The 16635-nt window shown below is 63.8% G+C and carries 16 protein-coding genes; 8 read left to right on the top strand and 8 right to left on the bottom strand.

The features are described from left to right. Nucleotides 1-3: 3 nt before the first annotated feature. Together AC1Q6X_RS25160 and AC1Q6X_RS25155 are read left to right on the top strand one after the other, a co-directional pair. On the top strand, nt 4-552 hold the full coding sequence (locus AC1Q6X_RS25160) for a phosphohydrolase (protein ID WP_083293695.1): 549 nt from the start codon (nt 4-6) through the stop codon (nt 550-552). A gap of 361 nt (nt 553-913) precedes the next feature. Continuing rightward, on the top strand, nt 914-1513 hold the full coding sequence (locus AC1Q6X_RS25155; RefSeq protein ID WP_227742005.1) for a response regulator: 600 nt from the start codon (nt 914-916) through the stop codon (nt 1511-1513). Nucleotides 1514-1929: 416 nt separating this feature from the next. On the opposite strand, the gene AC1Q6X_RS25150 is transcribed toward AC1Q6X_RS25155, so the two are convergent. After that, entirely contained in the window at nt 1930-2151 is a 222-nt protein-coding gene (locus AC1Q6X_RS25150) for a hypothetical protein (protein WP_070222254.1), read from the bottom strand. Nucleotides 2152-2414: 263 nt separating this feature from the next. Between AC1Q6X_RS25150 and AC1Q6X_RS25145 the strand changes: the two genes are divergently transcribed. Genes AC1Q6X_RS25145 through AC1Q6X_RS25135 form a run of 3 tightly spaced genes read left to right on the top strand, consistent with a single transcriptional unit; the run spans nt 2415 to nt 3816 of the window. Beyond that, nucleotides 2415-2591, top strand: coding sequence for a hypothetical protein (locus AC1Q6X_RS25145; RefSeq protein WP_175444697.1), 177 nt, complete (start codon nt 2415-2417; stop codon nt 2589-2591). Between the two features lie 53 nt (nt 2592-2644). Then, nucleotides 2645-3235, top strand: a complete 591-nt coding sequence (locus AC1Q6X_RS25140; protein WP_070222256.1) for a chromate transporter — start codon at nt 2645-2647, stop codon at nt 3233-3235. Next, the gene (locus tag AC1Q6X_RS25135) at nt 3232-3816 is read left to right on the top strand and encodes a chromate transporter (protein ID WP_070222258.1); all 585 of its coding nucleotides are present in this window, start codon (nt 3232-3234) and stop codon (nt 3814-3816) included. Before AC1Q6X_RS25140 ends, AC1Q6X_RS25135 begins: the two co-directional genes overlap by 4 nt. 2 nt (nt 3817-3818) lie before the next feature. Here the strand turns inward: AC1Q6X_RS25135 and urtE are convergent, their stop codons facing one another. The 7 genes from urtE to AC1Q6X_RS25100 form a co-directional block, all read right to left on the bottom strand. Further along, on the bottom strand, nt 3819-4517 hold the full coding sequence (gene urtE, locus AC1Q6X_RS25130; RefSeq protein WP_492498745.1) for an urea ABC transporter ATP-binding subunit UrtE: 699 nt from the start codon (nt 4515-4517) through the stop codon (nt 3819-3821). A gap of 19 nt (nt 4518-4536) precedes the next feature. After that, nucleotides 4537-5367 carry an urea ABC transporter ATP-binding protein UrtD gene (gene urtD, locus AC1Q6X_RS25125; protein WP_492498744.1) on the bottom strand — a complete coding sequence of 277 codons (831 nt, stop codon included), beginning with the start codon at nt 5365-5367 and terminating at the stop codon, nt 4537-4539. Further along, entirely contained in the window at nt 5364-6485 is a 1122-nt protein-coding gene (urtC, locus tag AC1Q6X_RS25120) for an urea ABC transporter permease subunit UrtC (RefSeq protein ID WP_492498743.1), read from the bottom strand. The genes urtD and urtC overlap by 4 nt, the downstream gene beginning before the upstream one ends. Then, entirely contained in the window at nt 6482-8068 is a 1587-nt protein-coding gene (urtB, locus tag AC1Q6X_RS25115) for an urea ABC transporter permease subunit UrtB (RefSeq protein WP_492498742.1), read from the bottom strand. Before urtB ends, urtC begins: the two co-directional genes overlap by 4 nt. 136 nt (nt 8069-8204) lie before the next feature. Beyond that, the gene (urtA, locus tag AC1Q6X_RS25110; protein WP_492498741.1) at nt 8205-9458 is read right to left on the bottom strand and encodes an urea ABC transporter substrate-binding protein; all 1254 of its coding nucleotides are present in this window, start codon (nt 9456-9458) and stop codon (nt 8205-8207) included. A gap of 185 nt (nt 9459-9643) precedes the next feature. After that, nucleotides 9644-10432: a DUF4349 domain-containing protein gene (locus tag AC1Q6X_RS25105; protein WP_492498739.1), complete on the bottom strand. Its 789-nt coding sequence runs from the start codon at nt 10430-10432 to the stop codon at nt 9644-9646. A gap of 16 nt (nt 10433-10448) precedes the next feature. Beyond that, complete coding sequence (locus tag AC1Q6X_RS25100) at nt 10449-11060, bottom strand: transglutaminase-like domain-containing protein (protein ID WP_492498738.1); 612 nt, start codon at nt 11058-11060, stop codon at nt 10449-10451. A 265-nt stretch (nt 11061-11325) separates the two neighbouring features. Here AC1Q6X_RS25100 and AC1Q6X_RS25095 point away from each other — a divergent pair, with 265 nt between their 5' ends. From AC1Q6X_RS25095 to AC1Q6X_RS25085, 3 genes are read left to right on the top strand one after another with little or no spacing between them, the layout of a single operon-like run. Beyond that, nucleotides 11326-11907 (top strand): DUF2760 domain-containing protein, encoded by a 582-nt coding sequence (locus tag AC1Q6X_RS25095; protein ID WP_492498737.1) that lies wholly within the window; start codon nt 11326-11328, stop codon nt 11905-11907. Beyond that, entirely contained in the window at nt 11904-13775 is a 1872-nt protein-coding gene (locus tag AC1Q6X_RS25090) for an Hsp70 family protein (protein ID WP_492498736.1), read from the top strand. The genes AC1Q6X_RS25095 and AC1Q6X_RS25090 overlap by 4 nt, the downstream gene beginning before the upstream one ends. A 5-nt stretch (nt 13776-13780) precedes the next feature. Beyond that, nucleotides 13781-16546, top strand: a complete 2766-nt coding sequence (locus tag AC1Q6X_RS25085; protein ID WP_492498735.1) for an Hsp70 family protein — start codon at nt 13781-13783, stop codon at nt 16544-16546. The last annotated feature ends 89 nt before the right edge of the window (nt 16547-16635 follow it).

Below are 16635 nucleotides of genomic sequence, written 5' to 3'. Positions count from 1 at the left end.
GCCATGGCAATGATTACCACCGACTACGTTTCCACTTATTCAGGCAACCGTTTTTATCCCTTGCGTCCGCATATCGACAAGGTAGCCATTGAAGACATTGCCCACGGCCTCGCGTACCAGTGCCGCTTCAATGGACAGACGCAAGTGTTTTACTCGGTCGCCCAGCACAGCCTGATCGTCGCCGAACTGGTGCCGCCCCATTTGCGCCTGGCCGCCCTGCTGCACGACGCGGCCGAAGCCTATCTGGGCGACATGGTGAAGCCCTTGAAAGTGTTGCTGCCCGAGTTTGCCGTGCTGGAAGACAAGGTCAGCGCCATCATCGCCGCCACATATGGGCTGGATTTTTCCGATTACGCACCGATCAAGCGGGCCGACCTGATCGCGCTGGCCACGGAAAAGCGCGACCTGATGCCGCACTCGGCCGAACGCTGGGCTTACCTTGACGGCATCGCCCCCTTGCCCGGTATAATCGACGCCATGGGCCCGGCCGAAGCCAAGCAGCGCTTCCTGCACGCCTTTGCCCAGCTGGGCGGGCTTGGACTGGCCGCATGAATGCTGTCACCTTGCCGCATGAACGGGCGCTAAGCCCCGGTTTTTGCACGGCTTTTTTAGATATCCACAGCAACTGTGGATAAAGTTGTTGATAAGCCCCTCTTGACAAGCCGCAACACCAGTATTGATGCGGGTTTCAACAATTTGCTGATTTCACAGGCAATTTTTTACCCCAATGAAATCAATGACTTGCAATCACGAATTTGCGCTCGAACAAAGTTACTTTGCCACAATGAAAATATATTTTGCTGTGCATAAGCAACCCTGGCCCAGGCCGTCTTGCTTGAACAGCATTGTTTTGACAAACCCCGTAGACTGGCATAGTGTGGAGTAGCAAGCACGATCAACGGTGGATAAACGCATGAACATGGATAGCGACAACGCCGCCAAGGGAGCGGACGAACCGGACTGGCTGGTCGACGAACCGCTGGAACGGGCAGACGCGGCGGCAGAGCCTGCCACTGCGGCGCCATGGCGCGTGCTGATCGTCGATGACGATGTCGATGTGCACGTGGTGACCAAGTTCGCCCTCAGCCAGGCCAGCTTCCAGGGCCGCAGGCTGAGCTTTTTGCACGCGTACTCGGGCGCCGAGGCGCTCACCTTGCTGCGCGGCACTTCCGATATCGCCGTGGTGCTGCTCGATGTGATCATGGAAACCCAGGATGCCGGACTGCAAGTGGCACGCCAGATCCGCGAAGAGCTGCACAACAGCGCCGTGCGCATCATCCTGCGCACGGGCCAGCCCGGCCAGGCGCTGGAACACCGCATCATCATCGATTACGACATCAACGATTTCTGGTGCAAGACGGACCTGACCACGCGCAAGTTGTTTACCACTGTGATCGCCTCGCTGCGCACCTATGCCACCTTGCGCGAAGCGGAGCAGCAAGTCGCCGAACTGGCTGCCGCCCTGGCCCAGTGCGGCGACACGCCAGCGGCGCCGGCCGGCGGCACGCCCTGAACGGGGCCGCTACTTTCAGTCATAAAAACAAGAGCACTGGATAGGCATACAGGCTTGTGCCATGCCCCATTTTGGCCCATCTCGCGCGCCGAAAGCAGGCGCTGGCCCGCCCCTTTTTCCTAAGTGGCGGATTGTTAAGCGCTTTTTCAGATATCCACACGGACTGTGGATATCTTTGTGGATAAGGGCCTATTGACAGCCTTCAAAGCCACAGCCCGTGCGGCTTTCAATAAACTGCTCAATCAAACAGCAAAAATAAAATCCATTAAAATCAAACACTTAGAAAGTCACACATAATCACAAGAAAATTATTTCGCCAATTTCGTTAGCCCATCATTTGTGCATAACTGAGCCGTAATGATCAATCCGACAACACCGGGCCAACGCTGCCGGCAATACAGTTGCCGCGAGGATACTCAGTGCACGGTCTGGCGGCGCTGCTCCGGATGCAGCAGCACGCGCTCGATCAGGTCGGGGGCGACATTGTATGACTTCAGGTATTCCAGCGCGCACAAGGTGCTGAAGGCTGCCTGCACGGCGATGCCCAGATTGACGATATCGGACATCTTCTGGTCGACGCGGGCATGCAGCACCACGGTTTTGGCGGGCATATGCAGCGTTTCTGTGGAATGAGGCATGATCGATGACTCCTGAAGAAAGCGACGGTGGCGGGATGCAGCAGCGGGGACCGGCACCAGCATGGCCAGCGCGGAAGGCGACAGCGAAAGTATTGCTGAAAAACGCGCGATGTCAATGCCAGCCAGCTATTGCAATGCAGTTTTTTTCGGGGATGCAAGGCCGCGCACCTTAAGGCAGGTCAAACGCCTCACGCGGCGCCGGCCTACCATGGGATTTGGCCGCCATCGCGCAGCTCCCGCCCTGCATGCAAAGGAGACACGACATGAATACAACACCGGATTCTGAGCAACATCCTGGCGACATCGCCCCGCCCGGCACGCCCGGCACGGGCGAAAACGTCTGCACGCATTGCATGGGCAGGGGCAACACGGACAATGGCCAGCCTTGCGTCATGTGCGGCGGCACGGGCGTGGTCATCGCCGGCGTGGGCGGCGGCTAGACGGCATGGAGATAGGCATGGACAAGGCGGAGCAGGCACGGCCATAATCGTGCATGCCCGCCGCCTCATCCACTCCCCAACCCGACCAGCCCCGTCCGCAACCGGCCTCGCTTGCCGACCTGTTCTTCTCGTTCACCTGGCTGGCCCTGCAAGGCTTTGGCGGCGTGCTGGCCGTGATCCAGCGCGAGATGGTCGAGCGCAAGCGCTGGCTGACGCAGGAGGAATTCCTCGAGGACTGGGCCGTGGCGCAGATCATGCCCGGGCCGAATGTCGTCAACCTGTCGCTGATGGTGGGCGGGCGCTATTTCGGTTTGAAAGGCGCGCTGACGGCGCTGGCCGGCATGCTGACCGCCCCCCTCGTCATCGTGCTCGTGCTGGGCGTGCTGTACACGCGCTTTGGCGACAATCCGCAGATGGCGGGCGCACTGCGCGGCATGGCCGCCGTCTCGGCCGGCATGATCGCCGCCACGGGTGTGAAGCTGGCCACCGCACTGGCCAGGCATCCGCTGCCCCTGTGGCTGACCTTGTCCATCACCGTGCTGGGCGTGCTGATGGTGGCCGTGCTGCGCTGGCCCCTGCTGTACATCCTGCTGGGTCTGGGCGGCATCGGCTGCCTGCTCACTTATCGAAAGCTGTCCAGATGAATCCGCCCCTGCAACTGGTGTTAAGCGCGGGCGACTGGCTGAACCTGTTCGGCCACTACCTGATGCTGTCGCTGATGTCGATTGGCGGCGCCATTTCCACCACTTCCGAAATGCACCGCTTCCTCGTCGAACAGCATGGCTGGCTGACACAGGCGCAATTCAACGAGTCGATCGCCATCGCCCAGGCCGCTCCCGGCCCCAATGTGCTGTTCGTCGCCCTGATGGGCTGGAACGTGGGCATGAATGCGGGCAGCTACACGGCCGCCTATCTCGGCGTGTTCATCACGATGGTGGGCATCATGCTGCCCAGCACCACCCTCACCTATGTGGCGGCCCAGTGGGGCTACCGCAACCGCGACCTGCGCCCCGTGCGCGCCTTCAAGCAAGGCATGGCGCCCATCGTCGTCGCCCTCCTGATTTCCACGGGCATGATACTGGGCGGCGCCAACCATGACATCCGCACCGACTGGCCCCTGTGGAGCCTGTCCATCGTGGCCGGCCTGATCATCTGGCGCACTAAGATCCATTTATTGTGGCTGCTGGCGGCCGGCGCCGTGCTGGGCTGGTTCCAGCTCGTCTGACCTTACACGGCCAAGTGCCGCTTCACCTCATCGCCATCCATCTGTTCCGCCTTGCCGCTGGCCACCACGCTGCCGCGCGACAGCACGATGAACTCGTCGGCCAGTTCGCGGGCGAAATCGAAATACTGTTCGCACAGCACGATGGCCATGTCGCCCCGCTGTTTCAACAAGGAAATGACCCTGCCGATATCCTTGATGACGGAGGGCTGGATACCCTCCGTCGGCTCGTCAAAGATGATCAATTGCGGCTCGGCCAGCAGGGCGCGGGCGATGGCCAGTTGCTGCTGTTGCCCGCCGGACAAATCGCCGCCGCGTCGCTGCAGCATCTCCTTGAGCACGGGAAACAGCTCATACACGTGGGGATCAATGCGCGAGGCCAACCTGCCCCGCTTCACCGCCATGCCCATCAGCAAGTTTTCCTCGACCGTCAAGCGCGCAAAGATGTCGCGCCCCTGCGGCACGTAAGCGATGCCCAGCCTGGCGCGCGCATGCGGCGCCAGCTTCGTGATATCGCGCCCCTGGAACACCACCTTGCCCTGCGCCACGGGCAGCACGCCCATCAGGCATTTGAGCAAGGTCGTCTTGCCCACGCCATTACGTCCTAGCAAGGCCAGGCATTCGCCCTTGCGCGCCGACAGGTCGATGCCGCGCAAGGTGTGCGAGGAGCCATAGTATTGATTTAATTGTTGCACTTCGAGCATGGCCTGCGATCTCCCCTTATTATCTTCCCAGATAGACTTCGATGACTCTCTCGTCCGCTTGCACTTCGTCCATGCGCCCCTGCGCCAGCACGGCACCTTCATGCAGCACGGTAACGATGCCTTGCTGAGCGATCTCCGTGACGAAACCCATGTCGTGCTCGACGACCATGATCGAATGCTTGCCGCGCAATTCATTGAGGAGTTCCGCCGTGCGCGCCGTTTCCGCGTCCGACATGCCGGCCACGGGTTCATCCAATAAAATCAGCTGCGGCTCCTGCATCAGGAGCATGCCGATTTCCAGCCATTGCTTTTGCCCGTGCGACAGCAAACCGGCCGGCCGCGCCTCGTGGCCGTTCAGGCGGATCAGGCGCAAGACCGATTCGATCCTGCCTTCCTGCTCGGACGTCAGGCGCGCAAACAGGGTGGGCGCCACGCGCTTGTCCATTTTCATCGCCAATTCCAGGTTGTCGAACACCGTGTGCTGCTCGAACACGGTGGGGCGCTGGAACTTGCGGCCGATGCCCGCATGGGCGATTTGCGCTTCCGTCATGGTGGCCAGGTTCATGGTCTGGCCAAACCAGGCCGTGCCGGACGTGGGCCGCGTCTTGCCCGTGATGACATCCATCATCGTCGTCTTGCCCGCGCCATTCGGGCCGATAATGCAGCGCAGCTCGCCCACGGAAATATCGAGGCTCAGTTTATTAATGGCCTTGAAGCCGTCGAACGACACGCTGATGTCTTCCAGATACAAAATGGCGCCATGCGTCGTATCGACGCCCTCGCCTTTTACGCGCGCATACGTGGGGCCAGCCTCGGTGCCGGCCATGCCGGACAACATGCGGATGCTCATGCGGCCTCCTCTGCCACGATGGCGACTTTTTTACGTTTGAGCTTGTTCAACATACCGAGCATGCCCTGCTGCATGAACAGGGTGACGCCGATGAACAGCAAACCCAGCGCGAACAGCCACAATTCCGGCAAGACGGCCGTGAACCAGCTTTTCAAGCCGTTCACGGTAAAGGCGCCCAGAATCGGACCGAGCAAGGTACCGCGCCCGCCCACCGCCACCCACACGACCATCTCGATGGAGTTCGCGGGCGACATCTCGGACGGATTGATGATGCCCACCTGCGGCACGTACAGGGCGCCTGCGATGCCGCACAGCACGGCCGACAAGGTCCAGACGAACAGCTTGAACCACAGCGGGTTGTAGCCGAGGAACATCAGCCGCGCTTCGCTGTCGCGCACGCCCTGCAGCACCCTGCCCAGTTTCGAGCGGACGATGGCGCGCGCGCCGATCAAGGCCGCCAGCAGGAAGGCCAGGGTCAGCAGGAACAGCACGGCCCGGGTGGCGGGTGCCGTGATGTTATGGCCCAATATCGTCTTGAAATCCGTGAAACCGTTGTTGCCGCCAAAGCCGGTGTCATTGCGGAAGAACAAGAGCATGAAGGCATACGTCATCGCTTGCGTGATGATGGAAAAATACACGCCCTTGATGCGCGAGCGAAACGCAAAGTAGCCGAAGACGAAGGCGAGCACGCCCGGCACCAGCACGACGAGGGCCATGCAATACCAGAAGTGTTCCGTGAAGGCCCAGTACCACGGGTAGGTTTTCCAGTCGAGAAAGACCATGAAGTCGGGCAAGCTGCTGCGGTACTGGCCCTGGTCGCCGATGGCGCGCATCAGATACATGCCGTGCGCATACGCGCCCAAGGCAAAGAACACGCCGTGTCCCAGCGACAAGATACCCGTATAGCCCCAGACGAGGTCCAGCGCCAGCGCGGCCAGCGCGTAGCACATGAACTTGCCCACCAGCGCCACCGTGTAGGCGGACACATGCAACGCATGGCCTTCGGCAAACATCAGATTAAAGATCGGCAGCAGCGCCGCCAGCACGCTGCAGGCGGCGATGACCAGCCAGACGGGCCGCGTGAACAGGCCCTGTTTGATCGGGTAGGAGGTAGTCATTCGACGCTGCGTCCCTTCATGGCAAACAGGCCCTGCGGCCGGCGCTGGATGAAAATGATGATGAATACCAGGATGGCGATCTTCGCCAGCACGGCGCCCGCCACCGGTTCGAGGAATTTGTTGACTTCGCCCAGGCCCAGCGCGGCGATCACGGTGCCGGCCAGCTGGCCCACGCCGCCCAGCACCACCACCATGAAGGAATCGACGATGTAGCTTTGGCCCAGGTCCGGACCCACATTGCCCAGCTGCGACAGGGCCACGCCGCCGAGCCCAGCGATGCCGGAACCGAGGCCGAAAGTCAGCATGTCGACCTTGCCCGTGGCCACGCCCACGCAATCGGCCATGCGGCGGTTTTGCGTAACGGCCCGCACGAACAGTCCCAGCCGCGTCTTGTTGAGGATCAACCACACGGCCACCACCACGACGATGGCAAAGCCGATGATGGCCAGGCGGTTGTACGGCAGCACGAGACCGCCCAGCACGGTGACGCCGCCCGACATCCAGGCCGGGTTGGCCACTTCCACGTTTTGCGCGCCGAAGATCGTGCGGACCAGCTGCATGAGGATCAGGCTGATGCCCCAGGTGGCCAGCAGGGTTTCCAGCGGCCGCCCGTACAACCAGCGGATCACCGTGCGTTCCAGTGCCACGCCCACCAGGCCGGCAACAAAAAACGCGGCCGGCAAGGCGGCCAGCAGATACGCATCCTGCAGGCCAGGCAGATAGGTGCGGAAAAACAGCTGGCACAGATAGGTCGTGTAAGCGCCTATCATCAGCAATTCGCCATGCGCCATATTGATGATGCCCATCAGGCCGAAGGTGATGGCCAGGCCCAGCGCGGCCAACAGCAGCACGCTGCCCAGCGAGATGCCGTAAAACACATTGCCGGCCAATTCCATGCGCGCCACTCTGCCCTTGATCTGGCGCATGGTGTCGATGGCGGCCAGCTGCACGGCTTCGTCGGGTTCGCCGCCCTGCTCCAGCATGGCTTGCAGCACCGGCAGCAGGCGCGCATCGCTGCTGCCCGCCAGCGCCTGCACGGCGGCCTTGCGCGTGGCGGCGTCGGGTGCATGCAGGTTGGCGCTGGCGATCAGCACTTGCAATAGTTGTTGAATTTCAGCGTCGCTTTCCCGCGCCAGCGCGGTGCGGATCAACGGAAGCTGCGCGGGGTCGACCGCCTTTTGCAAGGCTTGCGCGGCGGCCAGGCGGGCGCTGCGCTCCGGCGCCAGCAGCTGCAAACCCGACAAGGCGCCTGCCACGGCCGCGCGCAAGCGGTTGTTGACCATCACGCCATCGATGCCGTCGGGCAGCGGCACGTTCCGTCCGATTGCCGGGTCAACCGCCTGCTCGCCGTCAACGATGTACACCTTGCCGTCGGGCGCGGCGTACAAGGCGTCGTCCTGCAGCGCTTGCAGCACCTTGGCAGCCTCGGGCGTGGCCAAGGCGGCGATCTGCGCCACGGCGGCGACCCTGGCGTCGGGATCGTCGCCGGCCAGCGGCTTGAGCAGGTCGGGAGGGATGGCGGCCTGCGCCAGCGAGGATAGCAACAGGCAGGCGAGGACCAGCAGTTTGGGGAGAAGCTGCATGTGCATGGATTCCATGTAGTAAAGCCGATGTCTTGATAGGTATCCTTCCCCCAAGACAAGGACAGGGGTCAGACCCGCCGGGTCTGACCCCAGCTCTTTGCCTGGGGTTGCGGCGACGAATCGACGCGCAAGCTTTTTACAGCTTCTGCTTGCCCTCATTGCCCTTGATAAACGGGCTCCACGGCTGGGCGCGTATCGGTTCCTTGGTTTTCCACACGACATTGAATTGCCCATCGGCCTTGATCTCGCCGATCATCACGGGCTTGTGCAAGTGGTGGTTCGTTGCATCCATGGTCAGGGTGAAGCCCGATGGCGCCTTGACGCTCTGGCCCGCCATGGCGGCGATCACCTTGTCCGTGTCCGTCGATTTCGCCTTTTCCACGGCTTGCGCCCACATGTGGATGCCCACATAGGTCGCTTCCATCGGGTCGTTCGTCACCACCGAACCCGCGTTCGGCAGTTTTTGCGCCACGGCGTACGCCTTCCACTGCTTGATGAAAGCGGTATTCACGGGGTTCTTGACGGATTCAAAGTAATTCCACGCCGCCAGGTGACCGAGCAAGGGTTTGGTATCGATGCCGCGCAGCTCTTCCTCGCCCACGGAAAACGCGACGACGGGCACGTCCGTCGCTTTCAAGCCCGCATTGCCCAGTTCCTTGTAGAACGGCACGTTGGAATCGCCATTGATGGTGGAAATGACGGCCGTCTTGCCGCCCGTGGAAAACTTCTTGATATTGGCGACGATGGTTTGATAGTCGGCATGGCCGAACGGCGTATAGACCTCGCTGATATCGCTATCCTTGACTCCCTTGCTTTTCAGGAAGGCGCGCAGGATCTTGTTGGTGGTGCGCGGATACACGTAATCCGTGCCCAGCAGCACGAAGCGCTTGGCCCCGCCGCCATCTGTGCTCATCAGGTATTCGACGGCGGGGATCGCCTGCTGGTTGGGCGCGGCGCCCGTATAAAACACATTCTTTTCCAGCTCCTCGCCCTCGTATTGCACGGGGTAAAACAGCAGACTGTTGAGTTCCTTGAACACGGGCAAAACCGACTTGCGCGACACGGACGTCCAGCAGCCGAACACCACGGCCACCTTATCCTGCGCCACCAGTTGTCTCGCTTTTTCCGCGAACAAAGGCCAGTTCGACGCCGGGTCGACGACGACGGCTTCCAGCTTCTTGCCCAGCACGCCGCCTTTGGCATTGATCTCGGCAATCGTCATCAGCGCCACATCCTTGAGCGACGTTTCGGAGATGGCCATGGTGCCCGACAGGGAGTGCAAGATGCCGACCTTGATCGTATCGGCGGCCAGGGCTGCCTGCATGCAGGTGGACGTGGCCAGGGCGAATGCGCCGGCGGCGGCCGCTTTCAGGATGATGCGTCGTGACATGGGGACTCCTGTGATGGGTTCGTGGGGTCGAGCTGGGCCTGCCATGTTGTTAAAGCAGAATGCGTGCCAGCGCCTACAGCTGTCCGCCATGGTGCACGCGGCGCTCGCCGCACGAAAAAAAACCTGGCTGCACAAGGACTGTGCAGCCAGGTTTCAAATTGCCGTAAAACGGTGCGCCGGAGGCTTTAATCCTTGCGCGGCGCGCCACGAAGACGGCGCCAGCCCTTGCGGCCCAGCGGAAACAGCAGCACGAAAGCGATCAGCCACGGCAGGATGTAAGCCATGGCCGTGATGGCGTTGGCCACGCCTTCCGACAGGTTGTCCGTGAAATTGCCCAGCGCGCGCTTGACGGGGCGCCAGAACGATTGCTTGCCTTCGGCGCTGATCATCACGTTCAGCAAGTCCGTGTCGATGCGCTGCATCAACAGCGCATTGGCCGCCGTCGCCTGCTCCAGCTCCACTTGCACGGTGGCCAGCTCCTTGGTCACCTTGATCAGGGCGTCGACGTTCGCGCCAGAGCGCTTTTCCAGGTCTTGCAGCTGCGCCTGGTACTGTTTCAGCATCTCCAGGCGCTTCTTGCTGTCGAGCACAGGACGGCCCAGGTCTTCCACCTTGGTACCCTGGCTGGTGACGTCGCCTTCGGCCGCGACCAGCGCAACGAGCTTTTTGATGCCGGCCGGCTTGGCGCGCATGCTGATGCGCGCATGCACGTAGCGGCCGCTGTCGAGGCTGGAATCGAGCAGCAGACAGCCGTTTTCCGTATCGGCCTTGCAGGCGGCGACCACTTTTTCATACAGGGGCCGCACTTGCGCCTCGCTCGTATCGACGCTGACATTGTGTTCATAGGCAAGAAACTCGCTGCCTTTTTCCTTGCCGTCGAGACGCGCGGCGCTCGATTGCCCGCCGCTCTCGCCCTTGCCGCCGCAACCGGCCAGTAACATCAGGCCGAACAGACCAAGATACACTTTTTTCATGATTTCTTTCTTGAGATTATTTTTTCAGCGGCAACAATTCGATATCGGGCAAGTGCGCGGCCACGTCCTGCACCGTGGCATGGCCGGTCAGCGATGCGATCACCTGCGGCAGCGGTGCCGGCCAGATTTCCGGCAGATCGCGCTCTTCCGGCGCCAGCACGGGAAAGGCCAGTTGCTCCTGCGGCGGCGCGAAGGCGGCCGCGACACCTGGCTTGTTGCCGCGCGCATCGATGCGGTACCAGCCAACATCCTGCAGATACACGGCATTCAAGCCATGCAGGCAAAACGGCGGGCCCGCTTCCCCCACGGCCAGGCGCTGGTAGCACAGGCCAGCGGGGATGCCGTTGGCGCGCAGCAGCGCGGCCAGCAGATGGCTCTTCGCATAGCAATAGCCCGTGCCGTGTTGCAAGACGTCGGACGCGCGGCAGGTGACGGGATTGCGCTGGTAGTCCCAGCTGTGGGCGACTTCGTTGCGCACGAAGGCAAAGCAGCGGGCCGCGATGGCGGCGTCGCCTACGGCGCCTGCCGCCAGTTCGGCCGCCTTGGCACGCACGGCCGGATGATCGCTATCGATATACAGGCTGCTGGCTAGATATATGGAAAAGTCGGGGGAAAAGTCGGCAGACATGGCATAAAGGCAATGCGAAAAGATAATGCGCGATTTTAGTCGAAGCGGCGCAACATTCAGTGTTTCTTTGCGCAGGAACAAAGAAAATCCACGCCTCAGGCTCGCTGCGCGGGGGCCGGTGACTTTGGCGCCGGCCCGGTAGCTGGTATCATGCGGGCAAACGCAGCCGGCCATATTGGCGCGGCACATGCACTACCCTGCGAAGCGGCCCCGCCACCGGGCGCGCCGCCGACGCCTCCCTACAGATCAGAGAAACGAGTTCCCTATGAGCACCTCATCGTCCCACCCATCGTTCTGGCGCCGTGTCCCGCTGGCCTTCGGCGCCTTCTTCAGCACCCTGTCGGACGCCGCCTATGCGGCCCGCGTGGAAAAGCTGTCGCTGCCCGAGGTCGCCCCTGTGGCGCCAGTGGCCCCGGCCCCGGCGCCAGCCCCCGTGCCGGCAGCCGCCCCCGTCATTTTGAAAGAAGCGACGCCGGACGCGGCCCTGCAATTGCTGGCCCTGCTGCAACGCGAAGCGCGCTTGATCGACTTCACCCAGGAAAACCTGGGCAGCCATGCCGATGCCGACATCGGCGCGGCCGCCCGTGTCGTGCATGAAGGCTGCGCCAAGGTCATGCGCGAATACTTCACCATCGACGCCGTGCGCCAGGAAGCCGAGGGCAGCCGCATCGTGCTGCAGGAAGGTTTTGATTCCGCGCAAGTACGCCTGACGGGCAACGTGGTCGGCTCGGCGCCGTTTACGGGCACCCTCAGCCACCGCGGCTGGCGCGCCTCCAGCGTGCGCCTGCCGAAGCTGAGCGAGCAGCACGATGCCGCCATCCTGGCACCGGCCGAGGTGGAACTGTGAGCGATCAAGCCAACAACACCCCGCGCTACGCCATCGGCATCGACCTGGGCACCACCCACAGCGCCCTGTCATATGTGAACCTGGTCGAGAGCGACGGCGAAAAGTCCAGCCACGGCGTGCTGAAAGTGCCGCAACTGTCAGCACCGGGCACCGTCGAAGAATTGTCGCTGCTGCCGTCCTTCGTTTACCTGCCGCACGCCGACGAAGTGGCGGCGGGCGACCTGGCCCTGCCCTGGGTCACCGAGGAAGCCGAAGCGCCGTTTGTCGTGGGCGAAATGGCTCGCAGCCGCGGCGCCACCACGCCGATCCGTTTAGTGTCCAGCGCGAAAAGCTGGCTGTGCCATCCGGGCGTGGACCGCCGCGCAGCGATCCTGCCGAACGACGCGCCAGCCGAAGTGGCGCGCATTTCGCCGATCACGGCCGCCACGCGCTACCTGACGCATTTGCGCCAGGCCTGGGACAACGCCCACCCGCAAGCGCCGTTCGCCGAGCAGGAAATCACGGTGACGATACCCGCCTCGTTCGACCCTGCCGCGCGCGAGCTGACGATGGAAGCGGCGCAGGCGGCCGGCTACACCTCGCTGACCCTGCTGGAAGAGCCGCAGGCGGCACTGTACAGCTGGATACAGACCAGCGAAGGCCGCTGGCGCAAGGAAGTCAAGCCGGGCGACATCATTTTAGTGGTCGACGTGGGCGGCGGCACCAGCGACTTTTCGCTGATCGCCGTGCTCGAGCGCGACGGCGTGCTGGAACCGCACCGCGTGGCCGTCGGCGAACACATCCTGCTCGGCGGCGACAATATGGACCTGGCCCTGGCCCATCTGGTGGCGCGCAAGCTGGCCGCCAACGGCACCCAACTCGATGCCTGGCAAATGCGCGCGCTGACCTACGGCTGCCGCAGCGCCAAGGAAAGCCTGCTGGCCGACAGCGGCCTCGATGTGGCACCGATCGTCGTGCCGAGCCGCGGTTCGAAGCTGATCGGCGGCTCCATCCGCACGGAACTGACGCGCGCGGAAGTGTCCACCTTCATTCTCGACGGCTTCTTCCCCCAGGTGGAAGCGTCGAGCCGCCCCGCCGTGCGCACGCGCGCCGGCCTGACGCAACTGGGCTTGCCGTATGCGCAGGACGCCGCCATCACGCGCCACCTGGCCGCCTTCCTGGGCCGGCAAGTGGCAGCAACGGCCGAACTGGAAGGCTTTGCCGGCCGCCAGGCGCAAGGCGCCAGCTTCTTGCACCCGACGGCCGTGCTGTTCAACGGCGGCGTGTTCAAGTCGGACTTGCTGGTGCAGCGCATCATGGCCACCGTCAACGACTGGCTGTACATGGAAGGCGCGGAACCGGCGCGCATGCTGGCCGGGGCCGACCTGGACCTGGCCGTGGCGCGCGGCGCGGCCTACTACAGCTACGTGCGGCGCGGCCACGGCGTGCGCATCCGCGGCGGCACGGCCAGCGCCTTTTACGTGGCCATCGAATCGGCCATGCCGGCCATCCCCGGCATGGAACCGCCGATCCAGGCCCTGTGCGTGGCGCCGTTCGGCATGGAAGAAGGCAGCGAACTGGAACTGCCGGGCCAGCAATTCGGCCTCGTCGTGGGCGAACCCGTGCATTTCCGCTTCTTCGCCTCGTCCACGCGCCGCAACGACCAGATCGGCGATTTGCTCGACTTCTGGGGTCCCGATGAATTGCAGGAGCTGAACGAAATCCAGGCGACGCTGTCCGCCGAAGGCCGTCAGGCCGGCGACGTCGTGCAAGTCAAGCTGCACGCCAGAGTCACGGAAGCGGGCACCCTGGAGCTGCTGGCCGTTTCCCCTGACGGCGCCGAGCGCTGGAAGGTGGAATTCGACGTGCGCGGCACGCCGCAGCAATAAGCGCCATGGGCAGCACTGCGGGCAAGCCGGCCTTCCTGGTCGGCATCGACCTGGGCACCACCAACACGGTGGTGGCGTATGCGGCGGCTGGCGATGCGCAGGCAGGAATAAACCTGTTCGCCATCGAGCAGCTGGTCGCGCCCGGCGAAGTGGGCGCACGCCCCCTGCTGCCCTCCTTGCGCTACCACCCCGCCGCCGGCGAACTGGCGGCGGGCGACTTGCCGCTGCCGTGGCCGCAACAGGAGGTGGAGCATGCCGTGCTGGGCGTACTGGCGCGTCAGCTCGGCGCCCAGGTGCCGGGCCGGCTCGTTTCCAGCGCGAAGAGCTGGCTGTCGCATGCAAACGTGGACCGCCAGGCGCCGATTTTGCCATGGGGCGCCGATGCCGACGTGGCCAAGGTGTCGCCCGTGGCGGCCAGTGCCAGCTACCTCGCCTACGTGCGCGCCGCGTGGAATCACCGCTTTCCGCACGCTCCCCTCGAAGAGCAGGAACTGGTGCTGACCATCCCCGCCTCGTTCGACGAGGGTGCGCGCGCACTCACATTGGCAGCGGCGCGCATGGCGGGCTTGCCCGCGCTGCGCCTGGTGGAAGAGCCGCAAGCGGCCTTTTATGACTTCCTGCAGCGCCAGCGCGCCACCCTGCGCGAAGACTTGTCCAATACGCGCCGCATTCTGGTGTGCGACGTGGGCGGCGGCACCACCGATTTCAGCCTGATCGACGTGGTCTTCGATGACGACGGCACACCGCAGCTCACGCGCAGCAGCGTGGGCAACCACCTGATCCTCGGCGGCGACAATATGGACCTGGCGCTGGCCCACCTGGTGGAAACGCGCATGGCGGCGGGTGTCGAAGGCGGCATGAAACTGTCCGCCGCACGCTTGTCACAACTGATGGAGCGCTGCCGCGCCGCCAAGGAGCTGCTGCTCTCCACCGACGCGCCCGACAGCGTCACCGTGACCCTGCTGGGCGCCGGCTCGCGCCTGATTGGAGGCAGCCGTTCCGCCGACGTCACGCGCGAGGAAGTGGCGGCCATGGTGGTCGACGGCTTCTTTCCGAAGGTGGAACTGGGCGACACGGCAAAAAAAGGCCGTGCCGGCATCGTCGAATTCGGCCTGCCGTATGCGCAGGACGCGGCCATCACGCGCCACCTGGCCAGCTTTTTGCAGCAGCACCAAGGGCCACTGCCCGATACCCTGCTGCTCAATGGCGGCGTGTTCCGCGCCGACGCGCTGGCGCGCCGCCTGGCCGAGACCCTGGCGCACTGGCGCGGTCAGCCCCTCACCATCCTGCATAACGATAATCCCGACGTGGCCGTGGCCCGTGGCGCCGTCGCCTACGCGCTGGCCCGGCGCGGCCAGGCGCCGCGCATCGGCGGCGGCTCGCCGCGCAGCTATTTCCTCGTGCTGGGCGAGGCGGGCAAGGACCATCGCGCCGTCTGCATCCTGCCCCGTGGCAGTGCCAGCGGCGAGGAAATCCGCCTGACGGAGCGCCTGTTCGCGCTGCGCCTGGGCCGGCCCGTGCGCTTCCACCTGGCCACTTCCCTCTTTGAGTCGGGCACGCCGCCCAAGCTGGGCGAGATCGTCGACCTGAACGCCGGAGAATACTTGCGCCTGCCGCCGCTGGCCAGCGTGCTGCACGCCAGCGACGGCAATGACAAGCGCGAGATCACCGTGCAGCTGGCTACAGTCATGACCGAGGTAGGGACTTTGGAAGTGCACTGCGTGGCCGAAGCCGATGCCGGCCAGCGGTGGTTGCTGGAATTCCAGTTGCGTGGCGAGGAGGAAACGCAGGCCGACACGTCCAGCGTGCCGCCACGCGTGAAGGAAGCCATCGAGAAGATCGAGCGCATCTTCGGCGGCAAGGCGCAAAAGGTCGAGACCAAAGAAGTGCGCCAGCTGCGCCAGCACCTGGAACGGGGACTGGGCGGGCGCGAAAGCTGGGATACACCCTTGCTGCGCCAGCTGTTCGACGCCCTCCTGCTGCGCGCCCGTGGCCGGCGCCGCTCCGCCGAGCATGAGCGGGTGTGGCTGAATCTGGCCGGCTACTGTTTGCGGCCCGGTTATGGCGATGCGCTCGACCCGTGGCGCATCGAGCAGTTGTGGGCCCTGTTCGACGCGGGCGTCCAGCATCACAAGGACAACCAGGTGTGCGCCGAATGGTGGACCCTGTGGCGCAGGGTCGCCGGCGGCTTGAGTTCGGAGCAGCAGCTGCGCCTGCTCGACGACTTCGCTTTCAACCTGCAAGCCGATGCGGCCCAGCGCGGCAGCCGCCCCGTCACCCTCGTGAACGGCAGCGACGACGACATGCTGCGCCTGGGCGCATCGCTCGAGCGCATCCCCGGCGCCTACAAGGCCGAAGTGGGCGCCTGGCTGATCAAGCGCCTGCAAAAGGCCGATAAAAGGGGCGAAGCGGCGGACACAAATACCCTGTGGGCGCTGGCCAGGGTCGGCGCGCGCCAGCCCTTCCACGGCAGCGCGCACGAAGTGGTCGACAGCGCCATCGTGGCCGAATGGCTCACGATGCTGCTGGCGCTGGACTGGAAAAAAGTGGAACCGGCGGCGTTTGCCGCCGCCCACCTGGCGCGCATGACGGGCGACCGCTCGCGCGACATCGGCGACGACCTGCGGGCCACCATCCTCGTCCGCCTGAAAGCCGTGGGCGCCCCGCCCCTGTGGCAAACGATGGTCAGCGAAGTGACACAGCTGGATGAAACAGCTACCCGGCGCATGCTGGGCGAGGCGCTGCCGCCGGGCTTGAAGCTGATCGGCTGAAACCATGGCTCACGTAGATACTGTTATCCCCGTCAAGCGGCGTGCAAGGCCGGATCAAATATTTTTCCCGACCTGAGCACGCCGAATGC

This window comes from Janthinobacterium sp. GW823-FHT06H09, assembly GCF_058794735.1.
The sequence above is the reverse complement of the archived record's forward strand: the minus strand, read 5'-3'. Positions and strand labels throughout refer to the sequence as shown.

What these genes read in the sequence shown, in the direction of transcription:
- urtD (WP_492498744.1), bottom strand. Translation starts at nt 5,367, where the DNA reads ATGAGCATCCGCATGTTGTCCGGCATGGCCGGCACCGAGGCTGGCCCC.
- AC1Q6X_RS25100 (WP_492498738.1), bottom strand. Translation starts at nt 11,060, where the DNA reads ATGTCTGCCGACTTTTCCCCCGACTTTTCCATATATCTAGCCAGCAGC.
- AC1Q6X_RS25145 (WP_175444697.1), top strand. Translation starts at nt 2,415, where the DNA reads ATGAATACAACACCGGATTCTGAGCAACATCCTGGCGACATCGCCCCG.
- urtE (WP_492498745.1), bottom strand. Translation starts at nt 4,517, where the DNA reads ATGCTCGAAGTGCAACAATTAAATCAATACTATGGCTCCTCGCACACC.
- AC1Q6X_RS25105 (WP_492498739.1), bottom strand. Translation starts at nt 10,432, where the DNA reads ATGAAAAAAGTGTATCTTGGTCTGTTCGGCCTGATGTTACTGGCCGGT.
- urtB (WP_492498742.1), bottom strand. Translation starts at nt 8,068, where the DNA reads ATGCAGCTTCTCCCCAAACTGCTGGTCCTCGCCTGCCTGTTGCTATCC.
- AC1Q6X_RS25160 (WP_083293695.1), top strand. Translation starts at nt 4, where the DNA reads ATGGCAATGATTACCACCGACTACGTTTCCACTTATTCAGGCAACCGT.
- urtC (WP_492498743.1), bottom strand. Translation starts at nt 6,485, where the DNA reads ATGACTACCTCCTACCCGATCAAACAGGGCCTGTTCACGCGGCCCGTC.
- AC1Q6X_RS25155 (WP_227742005.1), top strand. Translation starts at nt 914, where the DNA reads ATGAACATGGATAGCGACAACGCCGCCAAGGGAGCGGACGAACCGGAC.
- AC1Q6X_RS25140 (WP_070222256.1), top strand. Translation starts at nt 2,645, where the DNA reads ATGCCCGCCGCCTCATCCACTCCCCAACCCGACCAGCCCCGTCCGCAA.
- urtA (WP_492498741.1), bottom strand. Translation starts at nt 9,458, where the DNA reads ATGTCACGACGCATCATCCTGAAAGCGGCCGCCGCCGGCGCATTCGCC.
- AC1Q6X_RS25095 (WP_492498737.1), top strand. Translation starts at nt 11,326, where the DNA reads ATGAGCACCTCATCGTCCCACCCATCGTTCTGGCGCCGTGTCCCGCTG.
- AC1Q6X_RS25135 (WP_070222258.1), top strand. Translation starts at nt 3,232, where the DNA reads ATGAATCCGCCCCTGCAACTGGTGTTAAGCGCGGGCGACTGGCTGAAC.
- AC1Q6X_RS25085 (WP_492498735.1), top strand. Translation starts at nt 13,781, where the DNA reads ATGGGCAGCACTGCGGGCAAGCCGGCCTTCCTGGTCGGCATCGACCTG.
- AC1Q6X_RS25150 (WP_070222254.1), bottom strand. Translation starts at nt 2,151, where the DNA reads ATGCCTCATTCCACAGAAACGCTGCATATGCCCGCCAAAACCGTGGTG.